This window comes from Geodermatophilus africanus, assembly GCF_900107105.1.
GTDB classification, from domain to species: Bacteria; Actinomycetota; Actinomycetes; order Mycobacteriales; family Geodermatophilaceae; genus Geodermatophilus; species Geodermatophilus africanus.
The window spans coordinates 334514-352021 of the sequence record NZ_FNOT01000004.1 but is presented as its reverse complement, the minus strand read 5'-3'; the positions used below and the strand labels follow the sequence as shown (position 1 = coordinate 352021).

Genomic DNA, 17508 nt, shown 5'->3' with positions numbered 1-17508 from the left:
TGCCGTCGGTGTTCACGCTGCTGTCCACCAGCGACACCGACCTGCTCTCCGCCCGCGCCAGCGGCGCTGCCTGGCGGCTGGGCAACCCCGCCCGCCTGGACGACGCCGGGATCGCCGCGCTCGCCGACGGCACGGACCTCGTCGTCGTCCGCATCCTCGGTGTGCGGCGGCAGTACGAGGAGCTGCTCGCGCCGCTGCTGGCCGGGCCGGCGCCGGTCGTCGTCCTCGGCGGGGAGGCGCTGCCCGACGCCGAGCTGATGGAGCTGTCGACGGTCCCGATGGGGGTCGCGACCGAGGCGCACGGCTACCTGGCGCAGGGCGGCCCGGACAACCTGGTGCAGCTGCACCGCTTCCTGTCCGACACCGTGCTGCTCACCGGCGAGGGCTTCGAGCCGCCGGTCGTCGCGCCGGACTGGGGCGTGCTGGAGCGGGTGAGCCGGGGGAGCGGCCCGCGGGTCGCCGTCCTCTACTACCGGGCGCACCACCTGGCCGGGAACACCGCCTTCGTCGAGGCGCTGTGCGGCGCGATCGAGGACGCCGGCGGCTCCGCGCTGCCGCTGTACACCTCGTCGCTGCGCAGCGTCTCCGACGAGCTGCTCGACGTGCTGCGCACCGCCGACGCCCTGGTGGTCACCGTGCTCGCCGCCGGCGGCTCGCGGCCGGCCACCGCGCAGGCCGGCGGGGACGACGGCGCGTGGGACGTCGGCCAGCTGGCCGCGCTCGACGTCCCGGTCGTCCAGGGGCTGTGCCTGACCCGCGCCCGCGAGGAGTGGCTGGCCGACGACGACGGGCTCTCCCCGCTCGACGTCGGCAACCAGGTCGCGATCCCGGAGTTCGACGGCCGGCTCATCAGCGTGCCGTTCTCCTTCAAGGAGACCGACTCCGAGGGCCTGACGCACTACGTCGCCGACCCCGAGCGGGCGGCGCGGGTGGCGGGAACGGCGGTGGCGCACGCCCGGCTGCGGTCCGTGCCGCCCCAGGACCGCCGGATCGTGGTGATGCTGAGCGCCTACCCGACCAAGCACGCCCGCATCGGCAACGCCGTCGGGCTGGACACCCCGGCGTCCGTCGTCCGGCTGCTGGCCGCCATGCACGGCGCCGGCTACGACGTCGGCCCGTTCGACGGCGCCGACGCGCTGCCCGGCGTTGCCGACCTCGACGGCGACGCCCTCGTGCACGCCCTCATCGCCGCCGGCGGGCAGGACGAGAACTGGCTGACCGAGGAGCAGCTGTCGGGCAACCCGGTGCGCATCCCGGCCGCGGAGTACCGGCGCTTCTTCGGCACCCTGCCCGCGGACCTGCGCGAGGCGATGGTCCGGCACTGGGGGCAGCCGCCGGGGTCGCTGTTCGTGGACGGGGACGACATCGTCTTCGCCGCGCTGCGGGCGGGCAACGTCGTCGTGATGGTGCAGCCGCCACGCGGCTTCGGCGAGAACCCGATCGCGATCTACCACGACCCGGACCTGCCGCCGTCCCACCACTACCTGGCCGCCTACTGGTGGCTGCGGTCGGTGTTCGGCGCGCACGCGCTGGTCCACGTCGGCAAGCACGGGAACCTGGAGTGGCTGCCGGGCAAGACGGTCGGGCTGTCGGCCTCGTGCGGGCCCGACGCGGCCCTCGGCGACCTGCCGCTGGTCTACCCGTTCCTGGTCAACGACCCGGGCGAGGGCTCGCAGGCCAAGCGCCGGGCGCACGCCACGCTGGTCGACCACATGGTGCCTCCGATGGCCCGCGCCGACTCCTACGGCGACATCGCCCGGCTGGAGCAGCTGCTCGACGAGCACGCCAACGTCGCGGCGATGGACCCGGCGAAGCTGCCCGCCGTCCGGGCGCAGATCTGGACGCTGCTGCAGGCGGCGAAGCTCGACCACGACCTCGGGCTCGCCGAGCGGCCCAAGGACGACCACTTCGACGAGATGATCCTGCACGTCGACGGGTGGCTCTGTGAGATCAAGGACTCGCAGATCCGCGACGGCCTGCACGTGCTCGGCACGCCGCCGTCCGGCCAGGACCGGGTCGACCTGGTGCTCGCGATGCTGCGCGCCCGCCAGATCTGGGGCGGTCAGGTGGCGCTGCCGGGGCTGCGCGAGGCGCTCGGCCTGCCGGAGGGGGCCGATCGCGTCACGACCGACGCCGTCGAGGCGCAGGCCGCCGATCTCGTCTCCGGCATGGAGGCGGCCGGCTGGACCGGGGGCGCCGTCGGGCCCGTCGTCCGCGGGGTGCTCGGGCGCGAGGACGAGCAGGTGGCCGCCGTGCTGCGGTTCGCCGTCGACGAGGTGGTGCCCCGGCTGGAGCGCACCACCGACGAGCTGGACGCGACGCTGCACGCCCTCGAGGGCGGTTACGTGCCCGCCGGGCCGTCGGGCTCGCCGCTGCGCGGGCTGGTCAACGTGCTGCCGACCGGCCGCAACTTCTACTCGGTCGACCCGCGGGCCATCCCGTCGCGGCTGGCCTGGGAGACCGGGCAGGCGATGGCCGACTCCCTCGTCGAGCGCTACCTCGCCGACACCGGGGAGTACCCGGCCTCGGTCGGGCTGTCGGTGTGGGGCACCTCGGCGATGCGCACCTCGGGGGACGACGTCGGCGAGGTGCTCGCGCTGCTCGGCGTCCGCCCGGTGTGGGACGACGCCTCGCGGCGGGTGACCGGCCTGGAGCCGGTCCCGCTCGAGGAGCTCGGCCGTCCGCGGATCGACGTCACCGTGCGCATCTCCGGCTTCTTCCGGGACGCCTTCCCGCACGTGGTGACCATGCTGGACGACGCCGTGACGCTGGTCGCGGGGCTGTCCTCGGAGTCCGACGACGAGAACCACGTGAAGGCCCACGTGGACGCCGACGTCGCCGGGCACGGCGACCGTCGCCGGGCCACCACCCGGGTGTTCGGCTCCAAGCCGGGCGCGTACGGGGCCGGGCTGCTGCCGCTCATCGACTCACGCGACTGGCGCGGGGACGCCGACCTGGCCGAGGTGTACGCCGTCTGGGGCGGCTACGCCTACGGCCGCGGGCTGGACGGCGTGCAGGCCCGCCCGGACATGGAGACGGCCTACCGGCGGATCGCGGTGGCCGCGAAGAACGTCGACACCCGCGAGCACGACATCGCCGACTCCGACGACTACTTCCAGTACCACGGCGGGATGGTGGCCACGGTCCGCGCGCTGACCGGCTCGGCGCCGCGGGCCTACATCGGTGACTCGACCCGGCCGGAGTCGGTGCGCACCCGCTCGCTGACCGAGGAGACCGCCCGGGTGTTCCGCGCGCGGGTGGTCAACCCGAAGTGGCTGCAGGCGATGCGCCGGCACGGCTACAAGGGCGCCTTCGAGCTGGCCGCGACCGTCGACTACCTGTTCGGCTACGACGCCACGACCGGCGTGGTCGCCGACTGGATGTACGAGAAGCTCGCGCAGACCTACGTGCTCGACCCGGAGAACCGCGCGTTCCTCGAGCAGTCCAACCCGTGGGCGCTGCACGGCATCGCCGAGCGGCTGCTGGAGGCCGTCGACCGGCAGATGTGGGCGGCGCCGGACCCGGAGCTGCTCGCCGAGCTGCAGCGGGCCTACCTCGACACCGAGGGCGACTTGGAGGGCGGGGAGACGCCGGCGTCGACCCGTTCTTGATCTCCCCCGCGCATCGACCGGCGGGGTCCTGGGTAGGCCCGACACATGAGCATCCTCGGACGACTGATGGGCACGGCAGAGAACACTGCGCGCACCGCGGCCCGCGGCGGGCGGACCGGGCGGGGCATGCCCCGTTCCACCGGGCGGATGTCGACCGGTCGCGGCTACGGCCGGGCGACCTCCGGCCGCGCGGGCCGTGGGCGCCCCGCGACCCCCGCGGCCTCCGGGCTCGGTGGGCTGCTCGGCGGCCTGCTGCGCCGCCGCTGAAACAAGGACCCCCTCGCCCCCCACGCCTCGCTCCGCTCGGCGCGGGGCCCTGCGAGGGGGCCGTTCCAGAACGTCACCAGGGGAGGGCGGCGGCGGTCACCAGCAGGGTGACCGCGGCCGCCGTCTCGCCCATCGCCCCCATCACGTCGCCGGTGACGCCGCCCAGCCGGGCGCGCGCCCGGCGCAGGAGCAGCTCGGCCGCGAGCAGCCCGGCCGCGGCACCGGCTACCAGAGCCTGGTCGGCGACGGTGAGCACGGCCGCAGTGAGGAACACCCAGCCGGCCAGCCAGGTCGCCGAGACCGTGCCGGCCACCGACCGCCCGAGCGCGGAGCCCGCGGCCATCGGGACGCCGGCCAGCCCGGTGCGGGCCATCGCGAGCCGGGCCACGAGCGGCGCGGCCACGAGCGCGGCCCAGCCCCGGTCGGCCTCGAGCAGGGTGGCCGCGGCGGCGACCTGCAGCAGCACGGTGAACAGCAGCGCGACCACGCCGAACGGGCCGACGTCCCCCTGGCGCATGACCTCGAGCGCCCGCTCGCGACCGCGCAGCGGGCCCAGGCCGTCGGCGGTGTCGGCCAGGCCGTCGAGGTGCAGGCCCCGGGTCAGCGCGGCCAGGAGCGCCACGGCGAGCACCGCTCCGGTGAGCGGGGAGACCAGGCGGGCGCCGGCGACACCGACCCCGGCCGCGAGCGCGCCGAGCACCAGACCGACCAGCGGCGCCCACGGCAGCACGCCGCGGGTGGACGCCGCCGCCCGCGCCGGCACCCGCAGGACGGTGAGCAGGGCGGCGGACTCCAGCGGGCCGGTCCACCTCATCGCAAGCGCTGTGGCAGCCCGGCCACCACGAACCACACCTCGTCGGCGGTGCCGGCCAGCCGCTGGTTGACCGTGCCGAGGGTGTCGCGGAACAGCCGCCCGGCGGGGGTCTCGGGGACCACGCCCAGCCCCACCTCGTCGGACACCGCCACCACGTGCGCGGGCGTCATCGTCCAGGCCTCGACCAGCGCGTCGCAGCGGCGGGCCAGGCGGTCCGCCGCACCGGCCTCGTCGGTCCAGACACCCGTCTCGTCCATCAGCGCGGCCACCCAGGTGGTGACGCTGTCGACCAGCACCGTGCCGCGGCGCAGCAGGTCGCTGGGGGCGGTCGTCTCCAGCGTCGTCCAGCCCGTGGGGCGCCGGGCCCGGTGCGCGGCGACCCGCTCGGCCCACTCGGCGTCCCCGGGGAACGGGGGAGAGGTGGCCAGGTAGGTGACGTCGCGGGCGTCGGCGACCAGTGACTCGGCGTGCGCGGACTTGCCCGACCGAGACCCGCCCAGCACCAGGACCCGGCTCACCGCCCGGCCGCCCTCGCGGCACTCACAGCGCCAGCTCGAGCGCGGTCACGGTGCCGTTGTGCGGGGTCACCGCGGGCATCGCGTCCGGCCCCAGCCCGGCGGCGACCGCCTGCGCGGCCCGGATCGTGTCGCCGTGGGTCACCAGCGCGATCATCTCGCCCGGCGGGTCGGCGGACAGCGCCTTCAGGTACGCGCCGACGCGGGCGTGCAGCTCGGCCAGGCTCTCCCCGCCCTGCGCCGCCCAGTGCGGGTCGGTCCAGTCGACGACGTCCCACAGCTCCAAGGAGGGCCGTCCCTCGAGCACCCCGTAGCCCTGCTCGCGCAGCGCCGGCGTGGTCGTCAGCGGCAGACCCGTGGCGCGGGCGCAGTGCTCGGCGGTCTGCACCGCGCGGCGCAGGTCGCTGGATACGAGCACCCCGGGACGCAGGGACGCCAGCTCCCGCGCCGCCGCGGCCGCCTGCGCGTGCCCGAGCTCGGTCAGCGGCACGTGCGCCGTCTGGCCCTGCATCAGGCCCGCGGCGTTCCACTCGCTCTGCCCGTGGCGGACGAGCAGGAGGGTGAGGGGCCGGGCCATGGTGGCAGGCAGCCTAGTCAGGGCCCTGGCCGGGGTCCGCTGGTTCCCGCGGTCCGCCTCGTACCGTCGGGACGTGACGATCCCCGTGCGTCCCGGCGCCGCCCGCCCGGCGGGCCGCCCGGCCGCTGCCGACCCGCTCGCCCCGCTGCTCGACCTGCCCGGCGTGCGGGACGCCGCCGAGGCCGCCCGCACCGGGATCGACCGGCTGCTGCGGCACCGGCTGATGCGCAACCGGTCCGCCGAGGTCAGCACCGAGTCGGCGCTGCGGGGAGCCCGGGCGTCCGCCGCGCTGGAGGGGGTCGACGTGCCGTTGGCCGACCTGCGGGCGGGGCAGGTCGACGACCCGGTCGTGCAGGGCGCGCTGCGCGCCTCGGTCGCCCTCGGCTCGGTGCAGGACACCTGGACCCGGGCGCCGGGCCAGGTGCTCGCCCGGCTGCACGTGCTGGCCGCCGCGGACCTCGCGGACCGTGCCGACCTCGGCCGTCCCGCCGCGCCCGCTGGTCCCCGGCTCGGCGGGCTGTTCTCGCTGGTCACCGGAGAGAGCGCGGTGCCGGCCGTCGTCCTGACCGCGGTCGTGCACGGCGAGCTTGCGGCCGTCGCCCCCTTCGGCACCGCGGACGGCGTCGTCGCGCGCGCCGCGGCCCGGCTGACCGGCATCACCCGCGGCCTGGACCCCAAGGCGGTGTCGGTGCCGGAGGTCGGCTTCGTCGAGCTCGGTCGCGAGGAGTACGCCCGCGTGCTGGCCGGCTACGCCTCCGGGCAGCCCGACGGGGTCGCGGCGTGGCTGGTGCACTGCTGCCGCGCCACCGAGCACGGCGCGCTGGAGGGGCTGGCGATCGCCGAGGCCCTGCTCCGCGGCTGACGGGCGGGCAGACTGGGGCCCGTGCGACACCTCGACGTCGACGGGCTCGGTGCGGTCAGCCGCGTGGGCCTGGGCACCTGGCAGTTCGGCTCCCGCGAGTGGGGCTACGGAGACGCCTACGCCTCCGGTGAGGCCAGGGCGATCGTCCGGCGCGCCCGCGAGCTCGGCGTCACCCTGTTCGACACCGCGGAGATCTACGGCTTCGGCCGCAGCGAGCGGATCCTCGGGGAGGCGCTGGGCGAGGAGCGGGCGGACGTCGTCGTCGCCAGCAAGCTCTTCCCGGTGGCCCCGTTCCCGCCGGTGGTCCGCAGCCGGCTGGCCGGCAGTGCCCGCCGGCTGGGGCTGGACCGCGTGCCGCTCTACCAGGTGCACCAGCCCAACCCGGTGGTGCCCGACTCGGTGACCATGACCGGCATGCGCGAGCTGCTCGACGCCGGCCGCATCGGCGCCGTCGGCGTCTCCAACTACTCGCTGGAGCGCTGGCGGGCCGCCGACGCCGCCCTCGGCAGGCCGGTGGTCAGCAACCAGGTGCACTTCTCGCTCGCGGCGCCGTCGGCGCTCGACGACCTGGTGCCCTTCGCCGAGCGCGAGGGCCGGGTGGTCATGGCCTACAGCCCGCTGGCCCAGGGCCTGCTCGGCGGGCGGTACGGCGTCGACAACCGGCCCGGTGGCGTCCGCGCGGCCAACCCGCTCTTCGGCACCGAGAACCTGCGCCGCGTCGAGCCGCTGCTCGGCGTCCTCCGGGAGGTCGCCGCCGCCCACGACGTCACCCCCGCGCAGATCGCGTTGGCCTGGCTGGTCTCGCTGCCGCGGGTCGTCGTGATCCCCGGCGCCTCCAGCGTCGCCCAGGTCGAGGCCAACGCCGCGGCGGCCGACATCGAGCTGCGGCCGGACGAGCAGGCGGCGTTGACCGCGGCGGCCCGGGCGTTCCGGCCGGTGTCCGCCGTGCGCACGCTCGTGGAGCGAGTCCGGGAGCGCCTGCCGCTCTGAGGTGCTGGGACGGCGCCATTGCCGTAGCAGGGACCCCGTCTTCGGCCTCGTCCCGAGGCTCGCCGCGAGCCCCGTCCCGGGTCCCGCCCTGAGCTTGCGAAGGGCGGGGAGGACGGGGGTCCTTCCACGGTGAGGAGGACGGGTCCTCTCAGGCGCCGCGGCGCCGCCACCGGCCGGGCGCCGGTGCGGGCGGGGTGTCGGCGACCACCCGGAGGGCACGCCGGCGGGCGTACCAGGTCAGGCCCACCACGGCGGCGCCCACGCTCATCGCCGCACCGGTGACCACCGGCGCGGACGGGACCGGGAACCGCGAGCGCACGGTCACCGGCCAGGTGAACTCCAGCACCGGCCAGCCGTGCTCGGCCGCCGCCCTCCGCAGCGCCCGGTCGGGGTTGACCGCCGTGGGGTGGCCGACCGCAGCGAGCATCGGCAGGTCGGTGATCGAGTCGCTGTAGGCGTAGCAGTCGGCCAGGTCGTAGCCGTTCTCGGCGGCGACCTGCCGGACGGCAACAGCCTTGTTCTCCCCGTAGGCGTAGAAGTCAATCTCGCCGGTGTAGCGGCCGTCGACGGTCACCATGCGCGTGGCCACCACGCGGTCGACGCCGAGCAGCTGGCCGATCGGCTCGACCATCTCCGCCCCACTGCTGGAGACGATGACGATCTCCCGGCCGGCCGCCCGGTGCTCCTCGATCAGGTCGGCGGCCTCGGCGTAGACCATCGGCTCGACGATGTCGTGCAGCGTCTCGCGCACGATCTCGTGGACGGTGGCGACGTCCCACCCGGTGCACATCTGGGTGATCTGCGCCCGCATGCGCTCCATCTGCTGAGCGTCGGCACCGGCGAGGGAGAAGACCAGTTGCGCGTAGGCGCCCTTGAGGACGGCGCGCCGGTTGATGAGCCCGCCCTGGAAGAACGGGCGGCCGAAGGCCAGGGTGCTGGACTTGGCGATGACCGTCTTGTCCAGGTCGAAGAACGCCGCTGCGCGGGTCACGGTTCACGACTGTAAAAGAGCACGACGACAGTGACCTGTCCCACTGCGCCGTCCACACCCCTTCGGGTCGTCCACAGATCCCGGCCGTCCCTCGCGGCACGCCCGCCCCGCCGCTGGGCTGGCCGCCGTGTCCGCCTTCCGGTCCCCGCCACCCCGTCCACTCGTCGCCAGTGCCGACGAGGACCTGCTCGACGACCTGCTGCGGCTGCTCGCGGCGGCCGGCGCCGAGCCGGAGGTCGCCTCAGGCGGCCCGGCGCTGCGCCGCGCCCACCGGGAGGCGCCCCTGGTGCTCCTCGGCGCCGACGTCCTGGCGTCCGCGCCGGTGCGCGGGCTGCCCCGCCGTCCCGGCGTGGTCGTCGTCGCGGCCGAGGAGCCCCCGGCGCCGGTCTGGGCGGCCGCTGTCGAGCAGGGCGCGGAGCGGGTGGCGGTGCTGCCCGCGGACGAGGGCTGGCTGGTCTCCCGGGTGGCCTCGGCGCTGCGCCGTCCGGTCGACCGTGGCTGGCTGGTCGTGGTCGGCGGGAGCTGCGGTGGGGCCGGCGCGAGCACCCTCGCGACGGCGCTGGCCCTCACCGCCGCGCCAGGCGGGGACGGTGTCCTGCTGGTCGACACCGACGGCTGGGGCGGCGGCCTGGACCTGCTCCTCGGCGCCGAGCGCGACGAGGGTGCGCGCTGGCCGGACCTCGCCGGGCTGCGCGGGCGGGTGGCCGGCGACGCGCTCATGGCGGCGCTGCCGGAGGTCGGCGGCGTGTCGGTGCTCGCCGCCTCGCGCTCGGCACCCGGGGAGGTGCCCGCCGAGGCGCTCACCGCGGTCGTCGAGGCGGCACGGGCCGGCGGCTGGCCGGTGGTCGTCGACCTGCCGCGCACCGCGGGCCCGGAGGCGACCGCCGCCGTGCTGGCCGAGGCCGACCTCGCGGTGCTCCTCGTCCCGGCCCGGCTCCGGGCGGCGTCGGCGGCCCGGCTGCTCGTCGAGCCCGCCGGAGACGGCCGGCCGGCGCCGTGGTCCGTCGCGCAACTGGTGCTGCGGCCGGTGCCCGGCGGGCTGTCCTCCGACGACGTCGCCGACGTGGTCGGCCGCCCGGTGCTGGCGGAGCTGGCCACCGACCGCAGCGCGCCGTCCCGCGGCGAGCAGGGCCGGCCGCCGCAGGTGGGCGCCTGCTCGCCGCTGGGTGCGCTGTCCCGCCGGCTGCTCGTCCAGCTCGGCCGGGCGGACGGGGTGGCGGCGTGAGCGAGCTCCTGAGCACAGCGGCGCCGCGGGCCCGGTCGACGGGCGCCGGCGAGGAGAGCTCGTGAGCGGGGCGCTGGTCGACCGGGTCCGGGCGCGGCTCGTCCTCGAGCCCGGGGTGCCGACGCGGGCCGCCGTGGCCGCGCTGGTCCGGGAGGAGTCCGGCGGCCTGCTCGGCGACGACGACGTGCTGCGGGCGGTGCGGGACGCGGTCGACGAGCTGGCCGGGGCCGGTCCGCTCGAGCCGCTGCTGCGGGAGCCGGGGGTGAGCGACGTGCTGGTCAACGGCCCGGACGAGGTGTGGGTGGACCGCGGCGGCGGGCTGGAGCTCACGCTGGTGCGCTTCCCGGACGAGGACGCGGTGCGCCGCCTCGCCGTCCGCCTCGCCGCCGCGGCGGGGCGGCGGCTCGACGACGCCGCGCCATGGGTGGACGCCGGCCTGCCCGACGGCACCCGGCTGCACGCGGTGCTGCCGCCGGTCTCGGGCAGCGGCACCTGCCTGTCGCTGCGGGTGCTCCGCCGGGCGTCGCTGTCCTTCGCCGACCTCGCCGGGCGCGGTGCCCTCCCTGGCGCGTCCGGGGAGCTGGTGCGGGCGCTGGTCGCCCGGCGGCTGGCGTTCCTCGTCACCGGTGGCACCGGCTCGGGCAAGACGACGCTGCTGTCGGCGCTGCTCGGGCTCGTCCCGCCGGGTGAGCGGCTCCTGCTGTGCGAGGACGCCCCGGAGCTGGTGCCGGCGCACCCGCACGTCGTCCGACTGGCCACCCGGCCGCCCAACGTCGAGGGCGTCGGGGAGGTGACCCTGCGCGACCTGGTCCGGCAGGCGCTGCGGATGCGACCCGACCGGCTGGTGGTCGGCGAGGTCCGCGGCGCCGAGGTCACGGATCTGCTGACCGCGCTGAACACCGGGCACGACGGGGGTGTGAGCACCCTGCACGCCAACCGGCCGGCCGAGGTACCCGCGCGGCTGGAGGCGCTCGGCGTCGCAGCCGGCCTGGACCGGCTGGCCGTGCACAGCCAGGCGGCCGCGGCCCTGTCCGTGGTGGTGCACCTGCGCCGGTCGCCGTCGGGACGGCGGGTCGAGGAGATCGGCGTGGTCCGCCGCGCCGGGGACCTCGTCGTCGTGGAGCCCGGGTGGCGGGCCGACGGTGGTCCCTGCCCGGGCGCAGCACGGCTGGCCGACCTGCTCTCGGCGGGGCCCGGATGAGCAGCGGGCTGCTGCTCGCCGCCGCCCTGCTGCTGTGGCCGGGCCGCGCGGCACTCCGCCGCGAGCGCCGGCGGTGGCTGAGCCCGCGGGCGGACCCCGCCCCCCGCCTCGGTGCCAGGGTGCCGCTGCCGGCCCTCGCGGCGGCCGCCACCGGCGGTGTCGCGGTGCTGCTGAGCACCCCGCTGGTGGCGGTCCTGGCCGGCGGCTGCGCGGCGCTGGGGGCCCGGGCCGAGCTGCGCCGGCGGGTCGGCCTGCAGGAGGAGGCCCGGGTGACCGCGCTGGTCGAGGCGCTGACCGCCCTGGGCGCGGAGCTGCGCGGTGGTCGCTCGCTGGAGGAGGCCACCCGCGCCGCCGTCGCCGCCTGCGCCGACGTGGACAGCGGCCGGGCGCTCGCGCGGGCGGTGCGCTCTCCGGGGGACGGCGGCCCAGGGGCCGACGGGGAGCTGGGGCGGGTACTGGCACGGGTGGCGGCGGCCGCGCGGCTGAGCGCGCGCACCGGCTGCTCGCTGGCCGCCGTCGTCGGCGCGGTGGAGGACGACCTGCGCGCCCGGTCCCGGCAGCGGCTGGAGCTGCGCTCGGCCACCGCCGGATCGCGGGCCAGCGCGGCGCTGCTGGCGGGGCTCCCCGTGCTCGGCCTGGTCATGGGCGGAGGCGTGGGCGCCGACCCCTGGCACGTGCTGACCACCTCCCCGACCGGCCAGGTGCTGCTCGTGGCGGGCGTGGGCCTGGAGGTCGCCGGACTGGCCTGGTCGGCCCGGCTCGTGTCCCGGGCCGCGCGGTGAGCGCCGCCGCGGTCGCACTCCTGGCGGTGGGCGCCCTGCTCTGCTGGCCGGTCCGCTCGCCGGTCGCCGTCCGCGCCCGGTGGCTGGCCGGCGGGGACGGCGGGGCGCGCGCACCCGGACCGCCGGCACCCGGCCAGTCGGCACCCGGCCAGTCGGCACCCGGGCCGGCCGGCACCCGGCGGTGGCTGCTGGCCGGTGCGGCCGGGGTGGCCGCAGGGGTGCTGGTCGGTGGCACGGCCGGGATGGTGGTCGCCGGCCTGGTGGTGGTCGGTGGGGAGCGGCTGCTGCGCCGTGGCGGTCGGGAGGGCTCGCGGGCCGGCCCGGCGCCCGAGGCGGACCTCCCGGTGGCCTGCGACCTGCTCGCGGTCTGCCTGGAGGCGGGGCTGCCGGTGGGCGGTGCGCTGGCCGCGGTCGCCACCGCGCTGCCCGGTCCCCTCGGCCCCGAGCTCGCGACGGTGGCCGGCCTGTACCGGCTGGGCGCGGCGCCGCGGCGGGCGTGGGCCGACGTGCCACCGGGGCTGGCCGCCCCCGGCCGGGTGCTGGTGCGGGCCGGCGAGTCGGGGTCGACCGTCGTGCCGGCGCTGCGCTCCCTGGCCGCCGACGTCCGCGCCGGTGAGCGCAGCCGGGCCGACGCCGCGGTCCGCCGGGCGGGCGTGTGGGTGCTCGCGCCGCTCGGCGCCTGCTTCCTGCCGGCCTTCCTCTGCCTGGGCGTGGTGCCGCTGGTGCTCGGCATCGCCGCCGACGTCTTCGGCTGATGCCCCCGGCCCCGGCCTGCGTCCACAGCGGACGGCGGCGTCCACAGATCTCCCCCGCACCTGTGCCCGGGCCGCGCACCCGGCGAGGGTCGGGAGCGACGGCCCGGGAGACGGGCTGCGAACCCGAGGAGGCACCGTGACCGGACCCTGCGACACCGCCCTCGACGAGGAGCCGCCCGCCGCGGACGGGCCCCCGGCCGAGCGGCCGACACCCCGCGGCCTGCGAGCGCGCTGGGCCCGCGTGCGGGCCGCCGGCGAGGCCGGCATGAGCACCGCCGAGTACGCCGTCGGCACCGTCGCGGCCTGCGCCTTCGCCGCCGTGCTCTACCGCGTCGTCACAGGCGGGTCGGTCGTCGACGGGCTCAGCGCGCTGGTCGCCGACGCGCTGGCCACCCTGTCCTGATGGCGCGGCGGCGGCGCGGGCACGCCGGGGTCCGTGGCGAGGCCGGCATGGTGACGGCCGAGACGGCGGTCGTGCTGCCGGTGCTGCTCCTCGTGCTCGCCGGTGCCGTCGCCGCGGTGACCGTCGTGGGGGCGCAGCTGCGCTGCGTCGACGCCGCCCGCGAGGGGGCGCGGGCCGCCGCGCGGGGCGAGGACGCCGGGCTGGTGACCGCGCTCGCCGGCCGGGCCGCACCCGAGGGGGCGGCGGTCACGGTCGCCGTCGACGGCGCGACGGTGACCGTCACGGTCACCGCGGAGGTGGACCCGCTGGGCCCGGTCCCGCTGCGGGTGCCCGTGTCGGCCGCCGCGGTGACCCAGCGCGAGCCCGGGGAGGCGGGGTGACCGTCCTGTCCCGGGTCGCGGGGGAGCGGGGCTCGGCCACGGTGTGGGTGGTCGCCCTCGCCGGCGTCCTGGCCGCCATCGGGGTGGCGGCGGTGCTGCTCGGGGCGGCGGTGGTGGGCCGGCACCGGGCCACCACCGCCGCGGACCTCGCGGCCCTGGCCGCCGCCGAGCACGCCGTCCGCGGCGCCCCCGGGGCCTGTGCCGTGGCCGGGGAGGTGGCCGGCGCCAACGGCGCCCGGCTGACCGCCTGCACGGTCGGCGACGCGACGGTGGTGGACGTCGCCGTGGCGGTGCCCGTGCGGCTCGGCCCGCTGGGCGTCAGCCGGGCCGGCGCCCGCGCCCGCGCCGGCCCGGTGCCGCCCTGAACCGTGGCCGTCCTGCCGGCCCCGCTCGACGACGTGGACGTCCCCGGGAGCGCGGAGGACCCGCGGCGCAGCCAGCAGTCGATCATCATGACCACCGCCGGGGGCAATCGTCGAAGGCGCCGGTGGAGGCGACGACGCCGGACAGCAGGTCGGGGTCCGGCAACCGGGAGGGGCGGTTCCCCCGTCGACGACCGGGACCTCAGAGGTCCTGTGGCCCCACCCGCCCACCGGACCGACGAGGAGGCCAGGTGACCGGCTCCGCAGCACAGCCCGTCCGCGAGGTGGTCGACCTCTCGCACCCGCTGGACGACCACACCCCGGTCTACCCCGGCGACCCGGTCGCCCGGTTCACGCCGGCCGCCACGGTCGCGGCCGACGGCTACAACGTCCTGCATGTGCGGATGGGGTCCCAGACCGGCACCCACGTCGACGCCCCGTACCACGTCCTCGACGACGGGGCGCGCATCGACGAACTCCCGCTCGAGTACTTCCTCGGGCCGGCCGTCGTCGCCGACGTCCGCGGCAGGCCGCCCCACGGGCGGATCGAGTGGGCGGACCTGCAGCCGTGCGCGCACCTGCTCGCGCCCGGGCGGATCCTGCTGCTCCGGACCGGCTGGGACGAGCACTGGGGGACCGACGCCTACAGCGAGCACCCGTACCTGACCGGGGACGCCGCTGCGCGGGTGGTGGCCGCCGGGGTGCGCACGGTCGGGCTCGACGCGCTGAGCCTCGACGAGACCGTCATCGGCGGCACGCCCGCGGACGGGTTCGCCGCCCACCTCGCGGTGCTCCGCGCGGGCGGTGTGATCGTGGAGAACCTGCGCAATCTGGGTGCCGTCCCGCAAGTGGACCCGGTGGTCAGCGTCCTGCCGCTGCGACTGGCCGGTGCCGACGGCGCCCCCGTGCGCGCGGTGGCGTTCGGCCTCGGCCGCTGAGGCTCGGGGTCGCAGCGGCCGGCCTCGGCCCAGGGTGGACAGCGACCGGAACGGCGTCGGGTCCGAGGTCGCGGGCGAAGGTCTCGGTCGGAGCCCTGGGGTCGACGGCCACGTCACCTGCCGTGGGCACCCGCCGACGTCGGGTCACGCGGTCGGCGTCCCGGTCCGCCGACCGCCCGGGGCGGCGCGGTCGGCCAGGTCAGAACACGAGGTCGTCCTCGACCGGTCCGGGCTCCTCCTGTCCGCCGGCGTCGTCCTCGGTGCCGGTCTCGTCGGCAGCACTCTCACCGGCCGCCTCGGCGGCGGCCAGCTCGTCGAGGACGACGTCGAGCACCCGCACCGCGCCGGCCTTGTCCAGCGGCTCGTTGCCGTTACCGCACTTCGGCGACTGCACGCAGGAGGGGCAACCGCTCTCGCACTCGCAGCTGGCCACCGTCGCCCGGGTCGCCTGCAGCCAGCGCCGCAGCTCGGCGAACCCGCGCGCGGCGAAGCCCGCCCCGCCCGGGTGCCCGTCGTAGACGACGATCGTGGCCGCGCCGGTGTCGGGGTGCAGGGCGGTGGAGACCCCACCGAGGTCCCACCGGTCGCAGGTGGCCAGCAACGGCAGGATGCCGATGGCGGCGTGCTCGGCGGCGTGCAGCGAGCCGGGCAGCTCGGCGTCGTCCACCTCGGCCCGGCCGACGGCCCGCTCGTCGAGAGTCAGCCACACCGCGCGGGTGCGCAGCTGGCGGGCCGGCAGGTCGAGCGGGAACTCGGCGAGCACCTCGCCCGTGCCCAGCCGGCGGCGCTGGTAGGCCACCACCTGGTTCGTCACGTCGACGACGCCGGTGTGGGCCGTGACCGTGCCCAGCGACCGGGACCGGTCGAGAGCGACGATCGCGAGGTCGGTGACGTCGCGGGCCACCGTCGTCCACTCGGGGCTCTCCGGGTGGACCACCGCGACGGCCTCGTCCACGTCGAACTCGTCGACGACGTAGGTCTCGCCGCGGTGCACGTAGACCGCTCCGGTGTGGACGGTGGCGTGGGCGGCGTCGCCGTCCACGGTGCCCAGCAGCCGGCCGGTGTCGCCCTCGATGATCGTCACCGGTGCCAGGCCGCTGCCGCGGATGTCGACGTCCGGCCGGCCCCGCCCGGCCCAGTACCAACCGGTGGGGCGACGGCGCAGCGCTCCCTCGGCGACCAGCTCCTCGACCCGTGCCTCGGCCGCCGGGCCGCCGAAGTCGGCCAGGTCCTCGGGCACCAGGGGGAGCTCCGCGGCCGCGCAGCACAGCTGCGGACCCAGCACGTAGGGGTTGGTGGGGTCGGTGACGGTGGCCTCGACCGGCCGGCCGAACACCGCGCGGGGGTGGTGGGCCAGGTAGTGGTCGAGCGGGTCGTCGCGGGCGACGAAGACGACCAGGGACTCCCGCTGGGCCCGCCCCGCCCGGCCGGCCTGCTGCCACAGCGACGCGAGGGTGCCGGGGTAGCCGGCGAGCACGACGGCATCGAGGCCGGCGATGTCGATGCCCAGTTCGAGGGCGTTGGTGGTGGCCACCCCGAGCAGCGTGCCGGTCGACAGCGCCCGCTCCAGCTCCCGGCGCTCCTCGGGCAGGTAGCCGCCGCGGTAGGAGTCGACCCGGCGGGCGAGGTCGGCGCGGCCGCGGTCGCGCAGCACGTGCCGGGCCTGCTCGGCGACCGACTCGGCGCTGCGGCGCGACCGCACGAACGCCAGCGTGCGGGCGCCACGCTCGACCAGGTCGGCCAGCAGGGTGGCGGCGTCCGCGGCCGCCGAGCGGCGCAGCGGGGCGCCGTGCTCGCCGGTGCGCTCGGTCAGCGGCGGTTCCCACAGCGCGAAGGTCGCGCCGGGCCGCGGCGAGCCGTCCTCGGTCACGGCGACGACCGCAGCGCCGACCAGGCGGGTGGCCGCCGCGGCCGGCTCGGCCACCGTCGCCGAGGCCAGCAGGAACACCGGCTCGGCGCCGTAGCGGCGGCAGATCCGCCGCAGCCGGCGCAGCACGTGGCCCACGTGCGAGCCGAAGACCCCGCGGTAGGCGTGGCACTCGTCGACGACGACGTAGGCCAGCCGGCGCAGCGTGCTCGACCACCTCTGGTGGGCGGGCAGCACGCCGCGGTGCAGCATGTCGGGGTTGGTGACGATCCAGCGCGAGTGCCGCCGGACCCACTCCCGCTCCTCCATGGGGGTGTCGCCGTCGTACGCGGCGGGGCGCACCGAGGGGTCGGCCAGCCCGGCCACCGACGTCAGCTGGTCGCGTGCGAGGGCCTTGGTGGGCGCGAGGTACAGCACGCAGGCACGGGGGTCCTCGGCGAGCCGGGTGAGCGCCGGCACCTGGTAGGCCAGCGACTTGCCCGACGCCGTCCCGGTGGCCACCACGACGTGCGAGCCGTCGCGGGCCAGCTGGGCGGCCTCGACCTGGTGCCGCCACGGTGCCGACACGCCCTGGGCCTCGAGCCGCGCCCGCAGCTCCGGGCTGACCCAGGCCGGCCAGGGCAAGGTGCGGCTGTCCCGCACCGGCACCCGGTGCACGTGGGTGACCGGCTGCTCCTCCTCCGGTGTCCCGGAGAGGACGGCGTCCAGCAGGTCGGCCCCCGGCAGTGGCGTGCCGGCGGAGGAGGGCGAGCCACCCCGGGGAAGAGGGTCCGTGCCGGGAGGGGGAGCCGACCGGACCGGGTGGAGCGTGGTCACCCCACAACTGTCACACCTGCCGACGACCTCGCGCCGTGCGCGAGCGCGGATCGGTGCCGGATCCGGGACTACCGGTACTGGGTGTGACCTCCCTTACACTCCGGCGGCACCAGCCGCGCGGACCCGTGCGTGCTGGACACGTGCCTCCGCCG

At 77.4% G+C, this 17508-nt stretch carries 17 protein-coding genes; 12 read left to right on the top strand and 5 right to left on the bottom strand.

Features of this window, described 5'->3' with window-relative positions; genetic code table 11:
• Nucleotides 1-8: 8 nt before the first annotated feature.
• Nucleotides 9-3611, top strand: coding sequence for a cobaltochelatase subunit CobN (gene cobN / locus BLW63_RS09430; RefSeq protein WP_091154863.1), 3603 nt, complete (start codon nt 9-11; stop codon nt 3609-3611).
• Nucleotides 3612-3656: 45 nt separating this feature from the next.
• Entirely contained in the window at nt 3657-3878 is a 222-nt protein-coding gene (locus BLW63_RS09425) for a hypothetical protein (protein ID WP_091154236.1), read from the top strand.
• Between the two features lie 73 nt (nt 3879-3951).
• On the opposite strand, the gene BLW63_RS09420 is transcribed toward BLW63_RS09425, so the two are convergent.
• The 3 genes from BLW63_RS09420 to BLW63_RS09410 are packed head-to-tail and all read right to left on the bottom strand — an operon-like array spanning nt 3952 to nt 5784.
• On the bottom strand, nt 3952-4692 hold the full coding sequence (locus BLW63_RS09420) for an adenosylcobinamide-GDP ribazoletransferase (protein ID WP_091154233.1): 741 nt from the start codon (nt 4690-4692) through the stop codon (nt 3952-3954).
• A complete protein-coding gene (cobU, locus tag BLW63_RS09415; RefSeq protein WP_091154230.1) occupies nt 4689-5210 on the bottom strand; it encodes a bifunctional adenosylcobinamide kinase/adenosylcobinamide-phosphate guanylyltransferase in 522 nt (173 codons plus the stop codon). Before cobU ends, BLW63_RS09420 begins: the two co-directional genes overlap by 4 nt.
• Before the next feature lie 22 nt (nt 5211-5232).
• Nucleotides 5233-5784 (bottom strand): histidine phosphatase family protein, encoded by a 552-nt coding sequence (locus BLW63_RS09410; protein WP_091154227.1) that lies wholly within the window; start codon nt 5782-5784, stop codon nt 5233-5235.
• Nucleotides 5785-5857: 73 nt separating this feature from the next.
• Between BLW63_RS09410 and BLW63_RS09405 the strand changes: the two genes are divergently transcribed.
• Both BLW63_RS09405 and BLW63_RS09400 read left to right on the top strand, forming a co-directional pair.
• The gene (locus BLW63_RS09405; protein ID WP_091154860.1) at nt 5858-6646 is read left to right on the top strand and encodes a Fic family protein; all 789 of its coding nucleotides are present in this window, start codon (nt 5858-5860) and stop codon (nt 6644-6646) included.
• A gap of 21 nt (nt 6647-6667) precedes the next feature.
• On the top strand, nt 6668-7636 hold the full coding sequence (locus tag BLW63_RS09400) for an aldo/keto reductase (protein WP_091154223.1): 969 nt from the start codon (nt 6668-6670) through the stop codon (nt 7634-7636).
• 148 nt (nt 7637-7784) lie between these two features.
• On the opposite strand, the gene BLW63_RS09395 is transcribed toward BLW63_RS09400, so the two are convergent.
• Nucleotides 7785-8627: an HAD family hydrolase gene (locus BLW63_RS09395; RefSeq protein ID WP_091154219.1), complete on the bottom strand. Its 843-nt coding sequence runs from the start codon at nt 8625-8627 to the stop codon at nt 7785-7787.
• 127 nt (nt 8628-8754) lie between these two features.
• On the opposite strand from BLW63_RS09395, the gene ssd reads away from it, so the two are divergent.
• The 8 genes from ssd (at nt 8755) to BLW63_RS09355 (ending at nt 14673) form a co-directional block, all read left to right on the top strand.
• The gene (ssd, locus tag BLW63_RS09390; RefSeq protein ID WP_091154216.1) at nt 8755-9852 is read left to right on the top strand and encodes a septum site-determining protein Ssd; all 1098 of its coding nucleotides are present in this window, start codon (nt 8755-8757) and stop codon (nt 9850-9852) included.
• A 61-nt stretch (nt 9853-9913) separates the two neighbouring features.
• A complete protein-coding gene (locus BLW63_RS09385) occupies nt 9914-11053 on the top strand; it encodes a TadA family conjugal transfer-associated ATPase (RefSeq protein ID WP_091154212.1) in 1140 nt (379 codons plus the stop codon).
• Nucleotides 11050-11835: a type II secretion system F family protein gene (locus BLW63_RS09380; RefSeq protein ID WP_091154208.1), complete on the top strand. Its 786-nt coding sequence runs from the start codon at nt 11050-11052 to the stop codon at nt 11833-11835. Before BLW63_RS09385 ends, BLW63_RS09380 begins: the two co-directional genes overlap by 4 nt.
• Nucleotides 11832-12590 carry a type II secretion system F family protein gene (locus tag BLW63_RS09375; protein WP_091154205.1) on the top strand — a complete coding sequence of 253 codons (759 nt, stop codon included), beginning with the start codon at nt 11832-11834 and terminating at the stop codon, nt 12588-12590. Before BLW63_RS09380 ends, BLW63_RS09375 begins: the two co-directional genes overlap by 4 nt.
• 136 nt (nt 12591-12726) lie before the next feature.
• The gene (locus BLW63_RS09370; protein WP_091154202.1) at nt 12727-12993 is read left to right on the top strand and encodes a DUF4244 domain-containing protein; all 267 of its coding nucleotides are present in this window, start codon (nt 12727-12729) and stop codon (nt 12991-12993) included.
• Nucleotides 12993-13373 carry a TadE family type IV pilus minor pilin gene (locus tag BLW63_RS09365; protein ID WP_244522464.1) on the top strand — a complete coding sequence of 127 codons (381 nt, stop codon included), beginning with the start codon at nt 12993-12995 and terminating at the stop codon, nt 13371-13373. The genes BLW63_RS09370 and BLW63_RS09365 overlap by 1 nt, the downstream gene beginning before the upstream one ends.
• Nucleotides 13370-13738: an Rv3654c family TadE-like protein gene (locus BLW63_RS09360; protein ID WP_091154199.1), complete on the top strand. Its 369-nt coding sequence runs from the start codon at nt 13370-13372 to the stop codon at nt 13736-13738. Before BLW63_RS09365 ends, BLW63_RS09360 begins: the two co-directional genes overlap by 4 nt.
• A gap of 248 nt (nt 13739-13986) precedes the next feature.
• On the top strand, nt 13987-14673 hold the full coding sequence (locus BLW63_RS09355; protein WP_091154195.1) for a cyclase family protein: 687 nt from the start codon (nt 13987-13989) through the stop codon (nt 14671-14673).
• Nucleotides 14674-14872: 199 nt separating this feature from the next.
• Here the strand turns inward: BLW63_RS09355 and BLW63_RS09350 are convergent, their stop codons facing one another.
• A complete protein-coding gene (locus BLW63_RS09350; protein WP_244522463.1) occupies nt 14873-17356 on the bottom strand; it encodes a DEAD/DEAH box helicase in 2484 nt (827 codons plus the stop codon).
• Between the last annotated feature and the right edge of the window lie 152 nt (nt 17357-17508).